General features: G+C 65.6%; 22 protein-coding genes. 1 reads left to right on the top strand and 21 read right to left on the bottom strand.

Annotated features, from left to right (window positions below; all coding sequences use genetic code 11):
• Window positions 1-28: 28 nt before the first annotated feature.
• From EDC82_RS03545 to EDC82_RS03470, 16 genes are all read right to left on the bottom strand, one after another.
• Entirely contained in the window at window positions 29-214 is a 186-nt protein-coding gene (locus EDC82_RS03545; protein ID WP_006946078.1) for a type Z 30S ribosomal protein S14, read from the bottom strand.
• A gap of 2 nt (window positions 215-216) precedes the next feature.
• Window positions 217-780: a 50S ribosomal protein L5 gene (gene rplE, locus EDC82_RS03540; protein ID WP_006946222.1), complete on the bottom strand. Its 564-nt coding sequence runs from the start codon at window positions 778-780 to the stop codon at window positions 217-219.
• Entirely contained in the window at window positions 780-1142 is a 363-nt protein-coding gene (rplX, locus tag EDC82_RS03535; RefSeq protein ID WP_006946282.1) for a 50S ribosomal protein L24, read from the bottom strand. Before rplX ends, rplE begins: the two co-directional genes overlap by 1 nt.
• 3 nt (window positions 1143-1145) lie before the next feature.
• Window positions 1146-1514, bottom strand: a complete 369-nt coding sequence (rplN, locus tag EDC82_RS03530; protein WP_006946197.1) for a 50S ribosomal protein L14 — start codon at window positions 1512-1514, stop codon at window positions 1146-1148.
• A 188-nt stretch (window positions 1515-1702) separates the two neighbouring features.
• On the bottom strand, window positions 1703-1993 hold the full coding sequence (gene rpsQ, locus EDC82_RS03525) for a 30S ribosomal protein S17 (RefSeq protein WP_038567110.1): 291 nt from the start codon (window positions 1991-1993) through the stop codon (window positions 1703-1705).
• A gap of 2 nt (window positions 1994-1995) precedes the next feature.
• Window positions 1996-2232 (bottom strand): 50S ribosomal protein L29, encoded by a 237-nt coding sequence (gene rpmC / locus EDC82_RS03520; RefSeq protein ID WP_006946167.1) that lies wholly within the window; start codon window positions 2230-2232, stop codon window positions 1996-1998.
• Entirely contained in the window at window positions 2232-2651 is a 420-nt protein-coding gene (gene rplP / locus EDC82_RS03515; protein WP_006946267.1) for a 50S ribosomal protein L16, read from the bottom strand. Before rplP ends, rpmC begins: the two co-directional genes overlap by 1 nt.
• Window positions 2651-3478 (bottom strand): 30S ribosomal protein S3, encoded by an 828-nt coding sequence (rpsC, locus tag EDC82_RS03510; protein ID WP_006946142.1) that lies wholly within the window; start codon window positions 3476-3478, stop codon window positions 2651-2653. The genes rplP and rpsC overlap by 1 nt, the downstream gene beginning before the upstream one ends.
• The gene (rplV, locus tag EDC82_RS03505) at window positions 3478-3846 is read right to left on the bottom strand and encodes a 50S ribosomal protein L22 (RefSeq protein ID WP_006946292.1); all 369 of its coding nucleotides are present in this window, start codon (window positions 3844-3846) and stop codon (window positions 3478-3480) included. Before rplV ends, rpsC begins: the two co-directional genes overlap by 1 nt.
• Before the next feature lie 46 nt (window positions 3847-3892).
• Window positions 3893-4174, bottom strand: coding sequence for a 30S ribosomal protein S19 (gene rpsS, locus EDC82_RS03500; RefSeq protein ID WP_006946113.1), 282 nt, complete (start codon window positions 4172-4174; stop codon window positions 3893-3895).
• 15 nt (window positions 4175-4189) lie between these two features.
• Window positions 4190-5026, bottom strand: coding sequence for a 50S ribosomal protein L2 (rplB, locus tag EDC82_RS03495; protein ID WP_006946059.1), 837 nt, complete (start codon window positions 5024-5026; stop codon window positions 4190-4192).
• Window positions 5027-5077: 51 nt separating this feature from the next.
• Window positions 5078-5377, bottom strand: coding sequence for a 50S ribosomal protein L23 (gene rplW, locus EDC82_RS03490; protein ID WP_006946188.1), 300 nt, complete (start codon window positions 5375-5377; stop codon window positions 5078-5080).
• On the bottom strand, window positions 5374-6018 hold the full coding sequence (gene rplD, locus EDC82_RS03485) for a 50S ribosomal protein L4 (protein WP_006946139.1): 645 nt from the start codon (window positions 6016-6018) through the stop codon (window positions 5374-5376). Before rplD ends, rplW begins: the two co-directional genes overlap by 4 nt.
• A 2-nt stretch (window positions 6019-6020) precedes the next feature.
• Complete coding sequence (gene rplC, locus EDC82_RS03480) at window positions 6021-6677, bottom strand: 50S ribosomal protein L3 (RefSeq protein ID WP_038567101.1); 657 nt, start codon at window positions 6675-6677, stop codon at window positions 6021-6023.
• Window positions 6678-6692: 15 nt separating this feature from the next.
• On the bottom strand, window positions 6693-7001 hold the full coding sequence (rpsJ, locus tag EDC82_RS03475) for a 30S ribosomal protein S10 (RefSeq protein ID WP_006946210.1): 309 nt from the start codon (window positions 6999-7001) through the stop codon (window positions 6693-6695).
• A 337-nt stretch (window positions 7002-7338) separates the two neighbouring features.
• The gene (locus EDC82_RS03470; RefSeq protein WP_062258617.1) at window positions 7339-8607 is read right to left on the bottom strand and encodes an aminotransferase; all 1269 of its coding nucleotides are present in this window, start codon (window positions 8605-8607) and stop codon (window positions 7339-7341) included.
• 208 nt (window positions 8608-8815) lie between these two features.
• On the opposite strand from EDC82_RS03470, the gene EDC82_RS03465 reads away from it, so the two are divergent.
• Window positions 8816-9670 (top strand): hypothetical protein, encoded by an 855-nt coding sequence (locus EDC82_RS03465; protein WP_131940629.1) that lies wholly within the window; start codon window positions 8816-8818, stop codon window positions 9668-9670.
• A 98-nt stretch (window positions 9671-9768) separates the two neighbouring features.
• Here the strand turns inward: EDC82_RS03465 and tuf are convergent, their stop codons facing one another.
• The 5 genes from tuf to EDC82_RS03440 form a co-directional block, all read right to left on the bottom strand.
• On the bottom strand, window positions 9769-10965 hold the full coding sequence (gene tuf / locus EDC82_RS03460; protein WP_006946303.1) for an elongation factor Tu: 1197 nt from the start codon (window positions 10963-10965) through the stop codon (window positions 9769-9771).
• 117 nt (window positions 10966-11082) lie between these two features.
• The gene (fusA, locus tag EDC82_RS03455) at window positions 11083-13197 is read right to left on the bottom strand and encodes an elongation factor G (protein WP_006946174.1); all 2115 of its coding nucleotides are present in this window, start codon (window positions 13195-13197) and stop codon (window positions 11083-11085) included.
• A gap of 103 nt (window positions 13198-13300) precedes the next feature.
• The gene (gene rpsG, locus EDC82_RS03450; protein WP_006946238.1) at window positions 13301-13771 is read right to left on the bottom strand and encodes a 30S ribosomal protein S7; all 471 of its coding nucleotides are present in this window, start codon (window positions 13769-13771) and stop codon (window positions 13301-13303) included.
• Window positions 13771-14145 carry a 30S ribosomal protein S12 gene (rpsL, locus tag EDC82_RS03445; protein WP_006946105.1) on the bottom strand — a complete coding sequence of 125 codons (375 nt, stop codon included), beginning with the start codon at window positions 14143-14145 and terminating at the stop codon, window positions 13771-13773. The genes rpsG and rpsL overlap by 1 nt, the downstream gene beginning before the upstream one ends.
• A gap of 381 nt (window positions 14146-14526) precedes the next feature.
• Window positions 14527-18423 (bottom strand): DNA-directed RNA polymerase subunit beta', encoded by a 3897-nt coding sequence (locus EDC82_RS03440; RefSeq protein ID WP_062258613.1) that lies wholly within the window; start codon window positions 18421-18423, stop codon window positions 14527-14529.
• Window positions 18424-18434: the final 11 nt, after the last annotated feature.

Raw genomic sequence — 18434 nt, 5'->3', positions numbered from 1 at the left:
AGAACGAACTAATGAAAGTGGTGGGTTCTTACCAGCTGGACTTGGTCACGCCCGGCAGTTCGCCGGCGTGTGCCATCTCGCGCAAGCAGATGCGGCACAGGCCGAACTTGCGGTAGACCGAGTGCGGGCGGCCGCAGCGCTGGCAGCGCGTGTAGCCACGAACCTTGAACTTCGGCTTGGCGTTCGCCTTGTTGATCAGTGCGGTCTTCGCCATCGTCACTTCTCCTTGAACGGGAATCCGAGGGCGCGCAGCAGGGCGCGGCCTTCGTCGTCGTTCGCGGCGGTCGTCACGACGGTGATGTCCATGCCGCGGACGCGGTCGATCTTGTCCTGGTCGATCTCGTGGAACATCGACTGCTCGTTCAGACCGAACGTGTAGTTGCCGTTGCCGTCGAACTGCTTCGGCGACAGGCCGCGGAAGTCGCGGATACGCGGCAGCGCAACCGAAACGAGGCGGTCGAGGAACTCCCACATGCGGTCGCCGCGCAGCGTGACGTGCGCGCCGATCGGCATGCCCTCACGCAGCTTGAACTGGGCGATCGACTTGCGTGCCTTGGTGACAGCCGGCTTCTGGCCGGTGATGGCCTCGAGGTCGCGGATGGCGCCCTCGATCAGCTTGCTGTCCTTCGCGGCGTCGCCGACACCCATGTTGACGACGACCTTGACGACACCCGGAACCTGCATCGCGTTGGCGAAGTTGAACTCGCCCTGCAGCTGGCCCTTGATCTCGTCCTGGTAGCGCGTCTTCAGACGCGGGGTGGTCTTCGTGGTCTCAGACATCACAGGTCCTTACCGGAACGCACGGACACGCGGGTACGCACGGTCTTGGTCTTGCCGTCGCGCTCGACCTGCTCGACGCGGGTGCGCACACGGGTGGGCTTGTTCGTCTCCGGGTCGACGAGGGCCACGTTCGAGACGTGGATCGGCGCCTCGACGACCGTGAGGCCGCCGGTGCCCGCACCGGGCTGACCGGCCTTGACGTGCTTCGTGACGCGGTTGATGCCCTCGACGAGGACACGCTGCGTCTCCGGGAACACGGCGATGACCTTGCCCTGCTTGCCCTTGTCGCCGCCATTCTTCTCGGAACGGCCGCTGATGACCTGGACGAGGTCGTTCTTCTTGATCTTCATCTTGGCCACCATGGTTCAGAGCACCTCCGGGGCAAGCGAAATGATCTTCATGAACTTCTTGTCGCGCAGTTCACGGCCGACGGGGCCGAAGATGCGCGTACCACGCGGGTCGCCGTCACCCTTGAGGATGACTGCCGCGTTCTCGTCGAAGCGGATGTAGGAGCCGTCTGCACGACGGCGCTCCTTCTTGGTGCGAACGATGACGGCCTTGACGACGTCACCCTTCTTGACATTGCCACCGGGGATGGCGTCCTTGACGGTGGCCACGATGGTGTCACCGATGCCGGCGTACCGGCGGCCAGAACCGCCGAGCACGCGGATGCACAGGATCTCCTTGGCACCGGTGTTGTCGGCGACACGAAGTCGCGACTCCTGCTGAATCACAGTTTCTACTCCTGTCGTCTCACTGGTTCTCGCCCGATCTGAGCGAGCCTTGCGGAACGTTTAATGGTCTCACACCGATCGGCGCACGCGAAAACCGGGAGAGTCCCCCGCGCCGGTGGGGCGACGACGAGATCGCCGCCCCACCGATGACGGGCGTGGACTTCCCGGCTACGCGCGTGCCTCGCGGCTTACTTGGCGCGCTCGAGGATCTCGACGACGCGCCAACGCTTCGTTGCCGAGAGCGGGCGGGTCTCCATGATGAGAACGCGGTCGCCGATGCCGGCGCTGTTGTTCTCGTCGTGGGCCTTCACCTTGCTGCTGCGGCGCATGACCTTGCCGTACAGGGCGTGCTTGACGCGGTCCTCGACCTCGACGACGACGGTCTTGTCCATCTTGTCGCTGACGACGTAACCCTGACGCGTCTTGCGGTAGTTGCGCTCTGCCTGCTCGGTCACAGCGGTCTCCTGCTTGTCAGTCATGGTCAGCCAACCTTCTCATCACGGCCGATGTTGAGCTCGCGCTCACGCATCTCCGTGTAGATGCGCGCGATGTCCGTGCGAACGGAACGCAGACGGGCCGAGCTCTCGAGCTGGCCGGTGGCCGACTGGAAGCGCAGGTTGAAGAGTTCCTTCTTCGCCTCTGCGAGCTTCTGCGTCAGCACCTCGTCCGTCATCTCGCGCAGTGCCTTCGGCTGCAGGTCTTCCGAACCCTTGGCCATCAGATGTCACCACCTTCACGCGCGACGAAGCGGCACTTCATCGGCAGCTTGTGCATCGCGAGACGCATGGCCTCGCGCGCAACCTCTTCGGACACACCGTTGACCTCGAACATGACGCGGCCCGGCTTGACGTTGGCGACCCACCACTCCGGCGAACCCTTACCGGAACCCATGCGGGTCTCGGCGGGCTTCTTCGTCAGCGGACGGTCCGGGTAGATGTTGATCCACACCTTTCCGCCACGCTTCATGTAGCGGGTCATCGCGATACGAGCGGACTCGATCTGACGGTTCGTGACGTAAGCCGGCTCGAGAGCCTGGATGCCGTAGTCACCGAACGTGACCTGCGTGCCGCCCTTGGCGGTGCCGCTGCGCTTCGGGTGGTGCTGCTTGCGGTGCTTCACTCGACGGGGAATGAGCATCAGGCTTCGCCTCCCTCAGTCTTGGCGGGCTCGGTGACCTCGGTCGTCGTCTCGCTGGTGACAGCGGTCTGCTCGGCGCGCTGGCCACGACCGCGCCCGCGCTCACCACGGTCGCCGCGCGGGCCGTCGTTGCGGCGGCCACGGGCCGGACGCTGCGGGGCGGCGGCCTGCTCACGAGCGAGCTCCTTGGCCGTCAGGTCGCCCTTGTAGATCCAGACCTTGACACCGATGCGGCCGAACGTCGTACGCGCCTCGTAGAAGCCGTAGTCGATGTTGGCGCGCAGCGTGTGCAGCGGCACACGACCTTCGCGGTAGAACTCCGAGCGCGACATCTCGGCGCCGCCGAGACGACCGGAGCACTGGACACGGATGCCCTTGGCGCCGGCGCGCTGCGCGGACATGATGCCCTTGCGCATCGCACGACGGAAGGACACGCGCGCCGAGAGCTGCTCGGCGATGCCCTGCGCGACGAGCTGAGCGTCGGCCTCGGGGTTCTTGACCTCGAGGATGTTCAGCTGAACCTGCTTGCCCGTGAGCTTCTCAAGGCGCGAGCGGAGGCGGTCGGCCTCGGCGCCGCGGCGGCCGATGACGATGCCCGGACGCGCCGTGTGGATGTCGACGCGAACACGGTCACGCGTGCGCTCGATGTCGACGCGTGCGATACCGGCGCGCTCCATGCCCTCGGACAGGAGCTTGCGGATCGCGACGTCTTCCTTGACGTAGTCGCTGTAGCGCTGGCCCGGCTTCGTCGAGTCGGCGAACCAGCGGCTCTTGTGCTCGGTCGTGATGCCGAGGCGGAAACCGTTCGGGTTGATCTTCTGACCCATCAGCGGTTACCTCCCTTCGAGTCGCGCTCGCCCACAACGATGGTGATGTGGCTCGTGCGCTTGAGGATGCGGCTCGCGCGGCCCTGGGCACGCGGGCGGAATCGCTTCATGGTCGGACCTTCGTCGACGAACGCGGTCGTGACGACCAGTGCGTTCTCGTCGAAGGGTGCGGAGTTCTTGTCCGCCGTGAAACGCGCGTTCGCAATGGCGCTGTTGAGCGTCTTGAGAACGGGCTCGCTGGCAGTCTGCGGAGCAAACTGCAGCAGAGCGATCGCGTCAGCGGCCTGCTTGCCACGGATCATGTCCACGACGCGGCGGGCCTTCATCGGCGTCACGCGGACGTGCCGCGCCTGCGCCTTGGCTTCCATCGCTGTCCCTTTACTTTCGTTCGTCATGTTGGGTTACCCCGCCGCGTCAGCGACGGCGACCCTTCTTGTCGTCCTTCTCGTGACCCTTGAAGGTACGAGTGGGAGCGAACTCACCCAACTTGTGGCCGACCATGCTCTCGGTCACGAAGACCGGAACGTGCTTGCGACCGTCGTGGACGGCCAGGGTGTGGCCGAGCATGTCCGGGGTGATCATCGAGCGGCGCGACCACGTCTTGATGACGCTCTGCGTGCCGGCTTCGTTCTGGGCATCGACCTTCTTCGCGAGGTGCTCGTCGACGAAGGGGCCCTTCTTGAGGCTACGAGGCATTTCGAAAGGCTCCTATCAGCGCTTCTTGCCAGTACGACGGCGACGCACGATGAGCTTGTCGCTGTCCTTGTTCGGGCGGCGGGTGCGGCCTTCCTTCTGGCCCCACGGGCTCACCGGGTTACGACCACCGGAGGTCTTGCCCTCACCACCACCGTGCGGGTGGTCCACCGGGTTCATCGCGACACCACGGACGGTCGGGCGCTTGCCCTTCCAGCGCATGCGGCCGGCCTTGCCCCAGTTGATGTTGCTCTGCTCGGCGTTGCCCACCTCACCGATCGTCGCGCGGCAGCGGACGTCGACGTTGCGGATCTCACCGGAGGGCATGCGCAGCTGGGCGTAGGGGCCGTCCTTCGCGACGAGCTGGACGCGAACACCCGCGGAACGGGCGATCTTCGCGCCGCCACCGGGGCGCAGCTCGACACAGTGGATGACGGTACCGACGGGGATGTTACGCATCGGCAGGTTGTTGCCGGGCTTGATGTCGGCCTCGGGACCGTTCTCGATGCGGTCGCCCTGCTTCAGCTTGTTCGGCGCGATGATGTAGCGCTTCTCGCCGTCGGCGTAGTGCAGCAGCGCGATGCGGGCGGTGCGGTTGGGGTCGTACTCGATGTGAGCGACCTTGGCCGGGATGCCGTCCTTGTCCGCGCGGCGGAAGTCGATCACACGGTAGGCGCGCTTGTGGCCACCACCGATGTGACGGGTCGTGATACGTCCGGAGGCGTTGCGGCCACCGGTCTTGGTCAGGGGGCGCACCAGCGACTTCTCGGGCGTGGAGCGAGTGATCTCGACGAAGTCGGCCACACTCGAGCCACGACGACCGGGGGTCGTGGGCTTGTACTTGCGAATAGCCATGGGTCTAAGTCGTCCTCAGTCTTGGATTGATTCGGCGATCGTCATCGAGGGTCAGGAGGCCTGACCGAAGATGTCGATGTTGCCTTCCGTGAGCGAGACGATGGCGCGCTTGGTGTCCTTGCGCTTGCCCATGCCGAAACGTGTACGGCGCGTCTTGCCCTTGCGGTTCAGCGTGTGCACCGATGCGACCTTGACGTCGAAGATCTGCTCGATGGCGATCTTGATCTCCGTCTTGTTCGCACGCGGGTCCACGATGAACGTGTACTTGCCCTCGTCGAGGAGTGCGTAGGACTTCTCCGAGACGACGGGCTGGATGATGACGTCGCGGGGGTCCTTGTTCAGGGTGCTCACTTGGTGTCCTCCGACTTCTGGCCGCCGGCGACGAATGCGTCGAACGCAGCCTTCGTGAACGCGATGTCGTCGGCGCACAGCACGTCGTACGTGTTGAGCTGGTCGCTCCAGAGCACGTGGACGTTCGGCAGGTTGCGAACGCTGAGCTCGGAGACCGAGTCCATGCGGTCGATGACGACGAGGAGGTTCTTGCGGTCCGAGAGCGTGCCGAGGAACTTCGCGGCAGCCTTCGTCGACGGCGCCTCACCGGCGACGACGGACTCGAGAACGTGGATGCGCTCGAAACGGGCGCGGTCCGAGAGGGCTCCGCGCAGGGCGGCGGCCTTCATCTTCTTGGGCGTGCGCTGGCTGTAGTCGCGCGGCTGCGGGCCGTGGACGGTGCCACCGCCGGCGAACTGCGGCGCGCGGGTCGAACCCTGACGGGCGCGACCGGTGCCCTTCTGGCGGTACGGCTTGCGCCCACCACCACGGACCTCGCCGCGGGTCTTGGTCTTGTGCGTGCCCTGACGAGCTGCGGCCAGCTGCGCCACCACGACCTGGTGGATCAGCGGGACGTTGGTGGCGACATCGAAGATGTCGGCCGGCAGTTCGACAGAACCGGACGTCTTGCCCTCGGGGCTCAGGATGTCAACGGTAGTCATGCTCAGGCTCCCTTGATGGCCGTGCGCACGAGAACGACAGCGCCCGCGGGGCCGGGAACGGCACCCTTGATGAGCAGCAGGCCCTTCTCAGCGTCCACGGCGTGGATCTGGAGGTTCTGGGTCGTCTGGCGAACGCCACCCATGCGACCGGCCATGCGCATGCCCTTGAAGACTCGACCCGGGGTGGCGCAGCCACCGATCGAACCCGGCTTGCGGTGGTTGCGGTGCGCACCGTGCGAGGCCGAGACACCGGCGAAGCCGTGACGCTTCATGACACCGGCGAAACCCTTGCCCTTGGTGCGGCCGACGACGTCGACCTTCTGGCCGGCCTCGAAAGCCTCTGCCGTCAGCTCCTGGCCGAGCGAGTACTCGCCGGCGTCGGAGGTGCGCAGTTCGGCCAGGTGGCGGCGCGGCGTGACGCCGGCCTTCTCGAAGTGGCCGGTCAGCGGCTTCGTGACCTTGCGCGGGTCGATCTGGCCGTAGCCGATCTGAACCGCGTTGTAGCCGTCGACGCCTTCGCTGCGCAGCTGCGTGACGACGCACGGGCCGACGGCGACGACGGTGACGGGGATGAGGCGGTTGTCGGCGTCCCAGACCTGGGTCATGCCGAGCTTCTCGCCGAGGAGGCCCTTCACGGGGCGCTCAGTGGTTGCAGTCATGAGTCAAACCCTCGCTTACAGCTTGATCTCGATGTTGACGTCGGCCGGGAGGTCGAGTCGCATGAGCGAGTCCACCGCCTTCGGCGTCGGGTCAACGATGTCGATGAGGCGCTTGTGCGTACGCATCTCGAAGTGCTCGCGGCTGTCCTTGTACTTGTGCGGCGACCGGATGACGCAGAAGACGTTCTTCTCCGTCGGCAGCGGCACCGGTCCAACGACCGTTGCGCCTGCACGGGTCACCGTGTCGACAATCTTGCGCGCCGAGCTGTCGATGACCTCGTGGTCATACGACTTCAGTCGGATGCGGATCTTCTGTCCCGCCATTCGCGTGAGTCTCTCTTCTCGCCGATCATGTTCGTGTCCGGCTCCCCCACCCACGCGCTCGGGCGTGTCGCGCGCCCTCCGGGCGCGATCTTCCGGCAGGAAGATCTGGAGGCTTTTCAGCCGGTGCTTGCGCTTCCCTGGACGCACGCCGTTCCATGAGAACGTGTGCACTTCGTGAGGGAAGTGCGAACAAGTGCGTTTCAGAGGCGGCAGTGCAGGTACGGACCTTCACCACGCGTCAAGCAACTTGTCCATAGTGCCAGATCGCCCCCGCCGCCTCCAAATCGGGGCGTCGGGGGCGCTGATGGCGAGGGCATAGTGCGGCGGTCGCGGCGTCTCAATCCCGCGCGTGCTCGAGCGCCGCGATGAGGACGCACAGGGCCACGCCCGCCATGGCCTCCTCGACCTCGGCCAGGGGCGGCAGGCTGGGCGCGAGCCGGATGTTCTCGTCCAACGGGTCCTTGCCGTACGGGAACGAGGCGCCTGCCGGTGTCAGGGCGATGCCCGCCTCCTTGGCGAGTTCGACGACGCGGCTCGCGGTGCCGGGCACGACGTCGAGGTTGACGAAGTAGCCGCCCTCCGGCTTGTTCCAGCGTGCGACCCCGTACTCACCCAGCCGCTCGCTGAGGGCTGCGTCGACGGCAGCGAACTTGGGCGCCATGATGGCGGCGTGCTTGCGCATGTGCTCGCGCACCCCCTCTGCGTCGCCGAAGAACTGCGCGTGGGCCAACTGGTTCACCTTGTCCGGGCCGATGGAGCCGTGCCCGAGGTTCGCCAAGTACCAGCCGACCGTCTCGCGCGAGCCGGCCAGGAACGCGACGCCGGCACCGGCGAAGGTGATCTTCGACGTGGAGGCGAACATGATCGGGCGATCGGGATGGCCCGACGCCTGGGCCAGGCTCACGATGTCGGCCGACTTCGCCTCGTTCATGCTGAGATGGTGCACGGCGTACGCGTTGTCCCAAAAAATGCGGAAATCAGGCGCGGCGGCCGGCATCGCCGCCAGCTTCGCCGCGACCTCCTGCGAGCAGATCGCGCCGGTGGGGTTGGCGTATGTCGGCACGATCCACATGCCCTTGATGCTCGGGTCGTGCGCGACGAGGTGGGCGCACTCGTCCGCGTCGGGCCCGTCCTCACGCATCGGCACGTTGATCATCTCGATGCCGAGGCTCTCGAGCAGCCCGAAGTGGCGGTCGTACCCGGGCACGGGTGCGAGGAACTTGACGCTTCCCTCCTGTGACCACGGGCGCGGCGAGCCGAGGCCGCCTCGCAGCAGGTGATAGACGAGAACGTCGTGCATCATCGTCAGGCTCGAGTTGTTGCCCGCAACGATCTGATCGACGTCGACCCCGAGCAGGTCGGCGAAGATGCTTCGGATCTCCACGAGACCGGGCAACCCCCCGTAGTTGCGGACGTCGACCCCTGACTCGTCCTTCGTCCCCTCGGGCAACGACAGTAGCGCGTTCGACAGGTCGAGCTGCGCTGACGACGGCTTGCCGCGCGTGAGATCGAGACTCAGCCCGCGCGCACGTAACTGTTCGTAGTCGGCCTGGACGCGCTTCAACAGCTCATCACGCTCGGCGCGGGTGAGGTCGGCGAGTGACACGATGTCTCCTAGGTGCTGCGGTCGGTCTTGTCACCATCCTTTCACGGCGGGCGCGTCCCCCACGGGGCCGGCGCGCTCTGGTGGTCCACATCGCGGGCTTCGTCGAACGGCCCGCTCATGAGGGCCACGGAACCGCTCGGTCGCCGGTGCCGTCACAGCCATGAACGCGTTCGAGACCACGAACGGACCCGAGGCAGAGGAGAGCACGATGAAGACCCCCCGCATGGCAGCAGCGGCCCTGACGTTCGCCGCCGCGCTGTCCCTCACGGCATGTCAGGACGAGCAGGCCGCGACCACCAAGGGCTCGGCCTCGTCCCCGACGTCGTCTGCGTCCACGGCAACGGAGTCCTCCCCCACATCGTCGTCGTCGAGTGCCGCCGAGACTTCACCCTCTTCGGCACCGCCGTCCGCCTCCGCCGGCAGTGACGCTGCGGCCGCCGGCCCCACCGGCGCCCGTCCCAAGGCACCCGAGAAGGTGACGCCGCCCGCGGGCTCCGTGATGACGAACGCGAGCGTCGTCATGGCGGGCGGATACAAATCCGAACCGAGTTCCCAGTACGCGAAGCTGTACAGCGTCTGGAAGATCGATGGCACCGGCCCCGGCGTCGCCACGATCCAGTACGAGATGCTGGACGGCGACAACAAGGTGCTCGCGACGGCTGAGAGCTCCATCAACGTGGGCAAGGGCCGCCAGATGACCAAGGTCGACAACGGCCTGAGCAAGGCGCCCGCCGGCAGCGTCAAGGTGCGCATGCGCATCACCAAGGTGGAGCCCAACCCGCACGCAGACGACATCGCGGTTTCCGATGTCAAGGTCATTCCGGACGGGTACGAAGGTTTTCGACCCCGCATCACCGGCAAATATGCGGCCGGCCCCGAGTCGCAGGTCTATGGCTTCAGCGCGGTGTGCTACGAGCGCGCGAGCGGACGTGTCGTCGTCGGCAACGGCATGGCCGACGACGGTGGCGCGAAGAGCGGTACCTTCACCCTCGATCTCGGCGCCGCCCCAAGCCACTGGCACCCCACGCAGTGCTTCGTCGGCCAGAGCGGCAGTGGTGCTTGACACCCGTCGCAGCGCACCATCGGGAACGCAGGAGGGCCCGAGCACCTCACGGTGCTCGGGCCCTTCTTCGATGATGTCACTCCCTCACGGGAGCGAGATCACTTGATGATCTTGGTGACGCGACCGGCGCCGACCGTACGACCACCCTCACGGATGGCGAACTTGAGGCCTTCCTCCATGGCGATGGGCTGGATGAGCTCCACCGTCATGTCGGTGTTGTCGCCGGGCATGACCATCTCGGTGCCCTCGGGCAGGTGCACGACACCCGTGACGTCCGTCGTACGGAAGTAGAACTGCGGACGGTAGTTGTCGTAGAACGGCGTGTGACGGCCACCTTCGTCCTTCGACAGGATGTAGACCTGAGCCTCGAAGTCCGTGTGCGGGGTGATCGAACCCGGCTTCACGACGACCTGGCCACGCTCGACGTCCTCGCGCTTGATGCCGCGAAGGAGCAGACCGACGTTCTCACCCGCGCGACCCTCGTCGAGCAGCTTGCGGAACATCTCGATGCCCGTGACGGTCGTCTTGGCAGCCGGACCCTCGTGGATACCGACGATCTCGACGTCCTCGTTGACGTTCAGGACACCGCGCTCGATGCGACCGGTGACGACGGTGCCACGACCGGTGATCGTGAAGACGTCCTCGACGGGCATGAGGAAAGGCTTGTCGATGTCGCGCTCCGGCTCCGGGATCGACTCGTCGACAGCGTTCATGAGGTTCATGAGCTTGTCGCCCCACTCGGCGTCGCCCTCGAGCGCCTTGAGCGCCGAGACCTGGACGACGGGCAGGTCGTCACCCGGGAAGTCGTAGGAGGACAGCAGTTCGCGGACCTCCATCTCGACGAGCTCCATGATCTCTTCGTCGTCGACCATGTCAGCCTTGTTCAGCGCGACGACGATGTAGGGAACGCCGACCTGGCGAGCCAGGAGGACGTGCTCCTTCGTCTGCGGCATCGGACCGTCGGTCGCGGCGACGACGAGGATGGCGCCGTCCATCTGCGCCGCACCCGTGATCATGTTCTTCACGTAGTCAGCGTGACCGGGGCAGTCGACGTGAGCGTAGTGACGCTGCTCCGTCTGGTACTCGATGTGCGCGATCGAGATGGTGATGCCGCGCTGCTTCTCCTCGGGCGCCTTGTCGATCTCGTCGAACGGCGTGAAGGGGTTGAGCTCGGGGTACTTGTCGTGCAGAACCTTGGAGATTGCTGCCGTCAGCGTCGTCTTGCCGTGGTCGATGTGACCAATGGTGCCGATGTTGACGTGCGGCTTGTTCCGCTCGAACTTTGCCTTCGCCACTTGGGTCCTCCTCAGGACTTGTGTTGGTCAAACGCTGTGTCGCCTTCGGGTGAAGGCGCCGGGACGCGTCTGTTGGTTACAGGTGGTGTACGGGTCAATCGACGGGGATGAACCCGTTCACTCGCCCCGGATCTTCTTGATGATCTCGTCCGCGACGCTCCGGGGAACCTCGCTGTACGAGTCGAACTGCATCGTGTAGTTGGCACGACCCTGCGTCTTGGAACGGAGGTCGCCAACGTACCCGAACATCTCCGACAACGGAACCAGGCCGCGAACGACCTTGGCGCCACTGACGTCCTCCATGGCCTGGATCTGGCCACGGCGGGAGTTGATGTCACCGATCACGTCACCCATGTACTCCTCGGGCGTACGGACCTCGACAGCCATCATCGGCTCGAGGAGCACGGGGTCGGCCTTGCGGACGGCCTCCTTGAGCGCCATGGAACCGGCAATCTTGAACGCCATCTCCGAGGAGTCGACGTCGTGGTAGGCACCGTCGACGAGGATCGCCTTGATGCCGACCAGCGGGTAGCCCGCGAGGACACCCTGCTGCATCGCATCCTGGATGCCGTTGTCGACTGACGGGATGTACTCGCGCGGCACGCGACCACCGACGACGGCGTTCTCGAACTCGTAGAGCTCGCCCTCGGCCGTGTCCAGGGGCTCGAAGGTGATCTGGACCTTCGCGAACTGGCCCGAACCACCGGTCTGCTTCTTGTGCGTGTAGTCGTACTTCGGGACGGCCTTGCGGATCGTCTCGCGGTAGGCGACCTGCGGCGCACCGACGTTTGCCTCGACCTTGAACTCGCGCTTCATGCGGTCGACCAGGATGTCGAGGTGGAGCTCGCCCATGCCTCGGATGATGGTCTGACCGGTCTCCTCGTCGAGCTCGACCTGGAAGGTCGGGTCTTCCTGAGCCAGCTTCTGGATGGCCGTGGAGAGCTTCTCCTGGTCACCCTTCGTCTTGGGCTCGATGGCCACGGAGATGACGGGCTCCGGGAACGTCATCGACTCGAGAACGATCTGCTCGTTCACGTCGGACAGCGTGTCACCGGTGGTGGTCTCCTTGAGACCGATCGCCGCGTAGATGTGACCGGCCTGTGCTTCCTCGACCGGGTTCTCCTTGTTGGCGTGCATCTGGAAGAGCTTGCCGACGCGCTCCTTCTTGCCCTTCGTCGAGTTGACGACGGCCGAGCCGGCGGAGATCTTGCCCGAGTAGACGCGGATGAAGGTCAGCGAACCGAAGAACGGGTGCGCGGCGACCTTGAACGCCAGAGCCGAGAACGGCTCGTCGAGAGCCGGCTTGCGCGTGATCTCGGTCTCCTCGTCGCCCGGCTTGTGGCCGATCATCGGGGGGACGTCGAGCGGGCTCGGCAGGTAGTCGACGACGGCGTCGAGCATCGGCTGGACACCGCGGTTCTTGAAGGCCGAACCACACATGACCGGGTACAGCTCGGAGTTGACCGTGAGCTTGCGGATGCCGGCCTTGAGCTCAGCCGTCGTGAGCTCCTCGCCACCGAGGTACTTCTCCATGAGGTCGTCGTCCGACTCGGCGACGCGCTCGACGAGCGCGTTGCGGTACTCATCGGCCTTGGCCTGCAGGTCGGCCGGGATCTCCTGGATCTCGTACTTGGCGCCCATGGTGACGTCACCCTTGGCGTCACCGGGCCACACGAGCGCCCGCATCTCGACGAGGTCGACGACACCGATGAAGTCGTTCTCCGCACCGATGGGGAGCTGGAGGACGAGGGGCTCGGCGCCCAGACGGTCCTTGATGGTCTGCACGGTGAAGTAGAAGTCCGCGCCCATCTTGTCCATCTTGTTGACGAAGCACATGCGCGGAACGTCGTACTTGTCCGCCTGACGCCAGACCGTCTCGGACTGGGGCTCGACGCCCTCCTTGCCGTCGAAGACGGCGACGGCGCCGTCGAGCACGCGCAGGGAACGCTCGACCTCGACGGTGAAGTCGACGTGGCCCGGCGTGTCGATGATGTTGATCTGGGTGCCGTTCCAGAACGACGTCACAGCAGCGGACGTGATCGTGATGCCACGCTCCTTCTCCTGCTCCATCCAGTCGGTCGTCGACGCACCGTCGTGCGTCTCACCGATCTTGTGGTTGACGCCGGTGTAGAACAGGATCCGCTCGGTCACCGTCGTCTTGCCGGCGTCGATGTGCGCCATGATGCCGATGTTGCGGACCTTCTTGAGGTCAGTCAGCACGTCCTGTGCCACGGTGTCTCTTCTCGTTCGAAGTTCAGTGTGAGTAGCTGGAGCGAGCCGGGACGGCGGCCCGAACCCATCCTACGGAGAGGACGGGCCGCCGACCCAACCGCGATCACCAGCGGTAGTGCGCGAAGGCCTTGTTCGACTCGGCCATCTTGTGCGTATCCTCGCGGCGCTTGACCGCGGCACCCAGACCGTTGCTGGCGTCCAGGATCTCGTTCATCAGACGCTCGGTCATCGTCTTCTCGCGACGCTGACGCGAGTAGCCGACGAGCCAGCGCAGCGACAGCGTCGTCGCGCGGCCCGGCTTGACCTCGATCGGCACCTGGTAGGTCGCACCACCGACGCGGCGGGACTTGACCTCGAGGGCCGGCTTGATGTTGTCGAGAGCGCGCTTCAGCGTCACGACCGGGTCGGTACCCGTCTTCTCACGGCAACCTTCGAGGGCGTCGTACACGATGCGCTCGGCGATGGACTTCTTGCCGTCGAGCAGGATCTTGTTGACGAGCTGCGTGACGAGCGGCGAACCGTAGACCGGGTCGACGACGAGGGGGCGCTTAGGAGCAGGACCCTTACGAGGCATTACTTCTTCTCCTTCTTGGCGCCGTAGCGGCTACGAGCCTGGTTGCGGCCCTTGACACCCTGGGTGTCGAGCGCGCCGCGGATGATCTTGTAGCGCACACCGGGAAGGTCCTTCACACGGCCACCACGCACGAGCACGATCGAGTGCTCCTGCAGGTTGTGGCCGACGCCCGGGATGTAAGCCGTGACCTCGATGCCAGAGGTGAGCTTCACACGGGCGACCTTGCGCAGAGCCGAGTTCGGCTTCTTCGGGGTCGTGGTGTAGACGCGGGTGCACACACCGCGTCGCTGGGGGCTGCCCTTGAGAGCCGGAGTCGAGGCCTTCGTGGCCTTGTCCTGGCGACCCTTGCGGACGAGCTGGTTGATCGTAGGCAACCTAGTTCTCCGAACGTGTCGTATCTGTTCTGCCTGCAGGATGAATCGCAGGCTCCTTGGTCTCGTCGCGGATCGTGCGCCGAAGGGCGCAACAGGCGCGACCCCTCCCCTGCACTTTCGTCGCGGGGCGCATGCACGACGTTCGAGACGCCGTGCCCGACCCATCGCGGCGACTGCCCGGCGAGGGTGTGATCATGAGTGGAGTCCGGACAGACTCCTGCCATGCACCCGAGTAGTTTACCGACTCTCCCGGGCCCCGGCCAAATCGCGGGAGCATGCACGTTCCGACCGCAACGCGACACGCCGACGAACCTGAGGAGACCGCGAGGGGCACCCCCTGCCTGTGCAGGAGATGCCCCTCGCGGCGTGGATCTGCGTCGATCAGCTGTCGAAGCCGAGCGTCGCGTCGTCCAGTCGGACGGCCTCGCCCGAGCCCGGGCCAAAGACCGGGTAGTCGTACGGCTGGTAGTCCGGCAGCGCGTACATCGCGGCCTTCGCCTCCTCCGTCGGCTCCACCTTGACGTTGCGGTAACGGCTGAGGCCGGTACCCGCCGGGATGAGCTTTCCGAGGATGACGTTCTCCTTGAGGCCGAGCAGCGGGTCGCTCTTCACGTTCATGGCGGCCTCGGTGAGGACGCGCGTCGTTTCCTGGAACGATGCCGCCGACAGCCACGACTCGGTGGCTAGCGAAGCCTTCGTGATGCCCATGAGCTCGCTACGACCCGACGCCGGACGTCCGCCCTCGGCGATCGCCTTGCGCGAGGCGTCCTCGAAGCGCGCGCGGTCGGCCAGCTCACCCGGGAGCAGGTCGGTGTCACCCGCCTCGATGATCGTCACGCGGCGCAGCATCTGACGCACGATGACCTCGATGTGCTTGTCGTGGATCGACACACCCTGCTGGCGGTACACGCCCTGGACCTCGTCGACGAGGTGCTTCTGCACCTCACGCGGGCCGAGGATGCGCAGCACCTGCTTCGGGTCGATCGCACCCTGCACGAGCAGCGTGCCGACCTCGACGCGCTGGCCGTCCTCGACGAGCAGGCGCGCACGCTTGCTCACCGGGTAGGCGTGCGGCTCCGAGCCGTCGTCCGGGATGAGGTTGATGCGACGAGCCTTGTCGGTCTCCTCGATCTCGATCTTTCCGGATGCCTCCGCGATCGGGGCGACACCCTTCGGCGTGCGAGCCTCGAAGAGCTCGACGACTCGGGGCAGACCCTGCGTGATGTCGTCACCCGCGGCACCGCCGGTGTGGAAGGTACGCATCGTCAGCTGCGTGCCCGGCTCACCGATCGACTGCGCCGCGATGATGCCGACAGCCTCGCCGATGTCGACGAGCTTGCCGGTCGCGAGCGAACGGCCGTAGCACTTCGCACACGTCCCGACGCGCGACTCACAGGTGAGGACCGAGCGGACCTTGACCTCTTCGATGCCGGCGTCGATCAGCTTGCTGAGCGCGACGTCACCGAGGTCGTCGCCGGCCTGCAGGAACGTCTCGCCGTCGATCTCGACCGTCTGCGCCACGTTGCGGGCGTAGACCGAGCTCTCGACGTCCTCGTGCTCGACCAGCTGGCCGTCAGAGTTGCGCTGCGCGATCGGCAGGACGAGACCGCGCTTCGTGCCGCAGTCCTCCTCGCGGATGATGACGTCCTGCGAGACGTCGACGAGACGACGCGTCAGGTAACCCGAGTCGGCCGTACGCAGAGCGGTGTCGGCCAGACCCTTTCGTGCACCGTGGGTCGAGATGAAGAACTCCAGCACCGACAGGCCCTCACGGAAGTTGGCCTTGATCGGACGCGGGATGATCTCGCCCTTCGGGTTGGCCATGAGGCCTCGCATACCCGCGAGCTGGCGCAGCTGGAACCAGTTACCACGGGCACCCGAGTTGACCATGCGGTAGATCGGGTTGTCCTTCGGGAAGTTGTTCTCCATCTGCTTGGAGACCTCGTTCGCCGCCTGCGTCCAGATCTCGATGAGCTCCTGACGGCGCTCGTCGTCCGTGATCAGACCACGGTCGAACTGCAGCTGCACCTTCGCGGCCTTGGCGTCGTAGCTCTCGAGGATCTCGTCCTTGTTCGAGGGCATGACGACGTCCGAGATGGCGACGGTCGTGCCCGAGCGCGTGGCCCAGTGGAAACCGGTCTCCTTCAGCGCATCGAGCGACGCCGCGACCTGGACCTTCGAGTAACGCTCCGCAAGGTCGTTGACGATGGCCGAGAGGACCTTCTTGTCGACGGGCTTGTTGATGTACTCGTAGTCCTCCGGCAGCGTGCCGTTGAAGATCGCGCGACCCAGGGTCGTACGGATCCGCAGCTCGGAGACGAAGCCGTTCTCGTCCGCCTCGACGCCGTCGGGCAGCACCGTGCCGGCCGTCGGGACGAAGTCGCGAAGACGCACCGAGATCGGCGTGCCGATCTTGATCTCGCCCGCGTCGAAGGCCATGCGGGCCTCGGCGACGGTCGAGAACGCGCGGATGTCCTCGTCCTTCATCTCGTCGGCGTCGAGCACCTCGGAGGTGAGGTGGAACAGACCGATGATCATGTCCTGCGTCGGCATCGTCACGGGACGACCGTCGGCGGGCTTGAGGATGTTGTTGCTCGAGAGCATGAGGATGCGGGCCTCGGCCTGCGCCTCGGAGCTGAGCGGCACGTGGACGGCCATCTGGTCACCGTCGAAGTCGGCGTTGAACGCCGAGCAGACAAGCGGGTGGATCTGGACGGCCTTGCCCTCGACGAGCTGCGGCTCGAACGCCTGGATGCCCAGACGGTGCAGCGTCGGCGCGCGGTTGAGCAGCACGGGGTGCTCACGGATGACCTCTTCGAGGACGTCCCACACGACCGGGCGGGCACGCTCGACCATGCGCTTCGCCGACTTGATGTTCTGCGCGTGCTCGAGGTCGACGAGGCGCTTCATGACGAACGGCTTGAACAGCTCGAGCGCCATCTGCTTGGGCAGACCGCACTGGTGCAGCTTGAGCGTCGGACCGACGACGATGACCGAACGACCCGAGTAGTCGACTCGCTTGCCGAGCAGGTTCTGACGGAAACGACCCTGCTTGCCCTTGAGCATGTCGGACAGCGACTTGAGCGGCCGGTTGCCCGGACCGGTCACCGGTCGGCCACGACGGCCGTTGTCGAACAGCGCGTCGACGGCCTCCTGAAGCATGCGCTTCTCGTTGTTGACGATGATCTCCGGCGCACCGAGGTCGAGCAGACGCTTGAGTCGGTTGTTGCGGTTGATCACACGGCGGTACAGGTCGTTGAGGTCGGACGTCGCGAAACGGCCACCGTCGAGCTGCACCATCGGGCGCAGGTCCGGCGGGATGACCGGGACGCAGTCGAGAACCATGCCGGCCGGCTTGTTCTCGGTCTGCTGGAAGGCCGTGACGACGCGCAGACGCTTGAGCGCACGCGTCTTCTTCTGGCCCTTGCCCGTCGCGATGATCTCGCGCAGCAGCTCCGCCTCGGCGTCGAGGTCGAAGTTCTCGAGACGCTTCTGCAGCGCCGCAGCGCCCATGCCGCCCTCGAAGTACAGACCGAAACGGTCACGCATCTCGCGGTAGAGGATCTCGTCGCCCTCGAGGTCCTGGACCTTGAGGTTCTTGAAACGATCCCAGACCTGCTCGAGGCGCTCGATCTGCTGATCCGCGCGCTTGCGGATCTGCGTCATCTCGCGCTCGGCCGACTCGCGGACCTTGCGGCGGGCGTCAGCCTTGGCGCCCTCCTTCTCGAGCTCGGCGAGGTCGGCCTCGAGCTTCGTCGAACGCGTGTTGATGTCCGCGTCGCGACGGTTCTCGAGTTCCTTCTTCTCGACCTCGATCTGGTTCTCGAGCGACGGCAGGTCGGCGTGACGCTGCTCCTCGTCGACCGAGGTGATCATGTAGGCCGCGAAGTAGATGACCTTCTCGAGGTCCTTCGGCGCGAGGTCCAGCAGGTAGCCCAGACGGCTCGGGACACCCTTGAAGTACCAGATGTGCGTGACCGGCGCGGCGAGCTCGATGTGGCCCATGCGCTCGCGACGAACCGCGGAACGCGTGACCTCGACGCCGCAGCGCTCACAGATGATGCCCTTGAAACGGACGCGCTTGTACTTGCCGCAGTAGCACTCCCAGTCGCGCGTCGGGCCGAAGATCTTCTCGCAGAAGAGTCCGTCCTTCTCGGGCTTGAGGGTGCGGTAGTTGATGGTTTCGGGCTTCTTGACCTCGCCGTGCGACCACTCGCGGATGTCGTCCGCGGTCGCGAGGCCGATGCGAAGCTCGTCGAAGAAGTTGACGTCCAGCACGTTGCTGATTC

This window comes from Dermacoccus sp. SAI-028 (assembly GCF_004346775.1).
GTDB lineage: Bacteria > Actinomycetota > Actinomycetes > Actinomycetales > Dermatophilaceae > Dermacoccus > Dermacoccus nishinomiyaensis.
Note: the sequence above shows the minus strand (reverse complement) of the source record. Positions and strands in the feature narration are given on the sequence as shown.

Coding starts and splice junctions, on each gene's coding strand:
- EDC82_RS03545 (WP_006946078.1), bottom strand. CDS start 214: ATGGCGAAGACCGCACTGATCAACAAGGCGAACGCCAAGCCGAAGTTC.
- rplE (WP_006946222.1), bottom strand. CDS start 780: ATGTCTGAGACCACGAAGACCACCCCGCGTCTGAAGACGCGCTACCAG.
- rplX (WP_006946282.1), bottom strand. CDS start 1,142: ATGGTGGCCAAGATGAAGATCAAGAAGAACGACCTCGTCCAGGTCATC.
- rpsQ (WP_038567110.1), bottom strand. CDS start 1,993: ATGACTGACAAGCAGGAGACCGCTGTGACCGAGCAGGCAGAGCGCAAC.
- rpmC (WP_006946167.1), bottom strand. CDS start 2,232: ATGGCCAAGGGTTCGGAAGACCTGCAGCCGAAGGCACTGCGCGAGATG.
- rplP (WP_006946267.1), bottom strand. CDS start 2,651: ATGCTCATTCCCCGTCGAGTGAAGCACCGCAAGCAGCACCACCCGAAG.
- rpsC (WP_006946142.1), bottom strand. CDS start 3,478: ATGGGTCAGAAGATCAACCCGAACGGTTTCCGCCTCGGCATCACGACC.
- rplV (WP_006946292.1), bottom strand. CDS start 3,846: ATGGAAGCCAAGGCGCAGGCGCGGCACGTCCGCGTGACGCCGATGAAG.
- rpsS (WP_006946113.1), bottom strand. CDS start 4,174: ATGCCTCGTAGCCTCAAGAAGGGCCCCTTCGTCGACGAGCACCTCGCG.
- rplB (WP_006946059.1), bottom strand. CDS start 5,026: ATGGCTATTCGCAAGTACAAGCCCACGACCCCCGGTCGTCGTGGCTCG.
- rplD (WP_006946139.1), bottom strand. CDS start 6,018: ATGACTACCGTTGACATCCTGAGCCCCGAGGGCAAGACGTCCGGTTCT.
- rplC (WP_038567101.1), bottom strand. CDS start 6,677: ATGACTGCAACCACTGAGCGCCCCGTGAAGGGCCTCCTCGGCGAGAAG.
- rpsJ (WP_006946210.1), bottom strand. CDS start 7,001: ATGGCGGGACAGAAGATCCGCATCCGACTGAAGTCGTATGACCACGAG.
- EDC82_RS03465 (WP_131940629.1), top strand. CDS start 8,816: ATGAAGACCCCCCGCATGGCAGCAGCGGCCCTGACGTTCGCCGCCGCG.
- rpsG (WP_006946238.1), bottom strand. CDS start 13,771: ATGCCTCGTAAGGGTCCTGCTCCTAAGCGCCCCCTCGTCGTCGACCCG.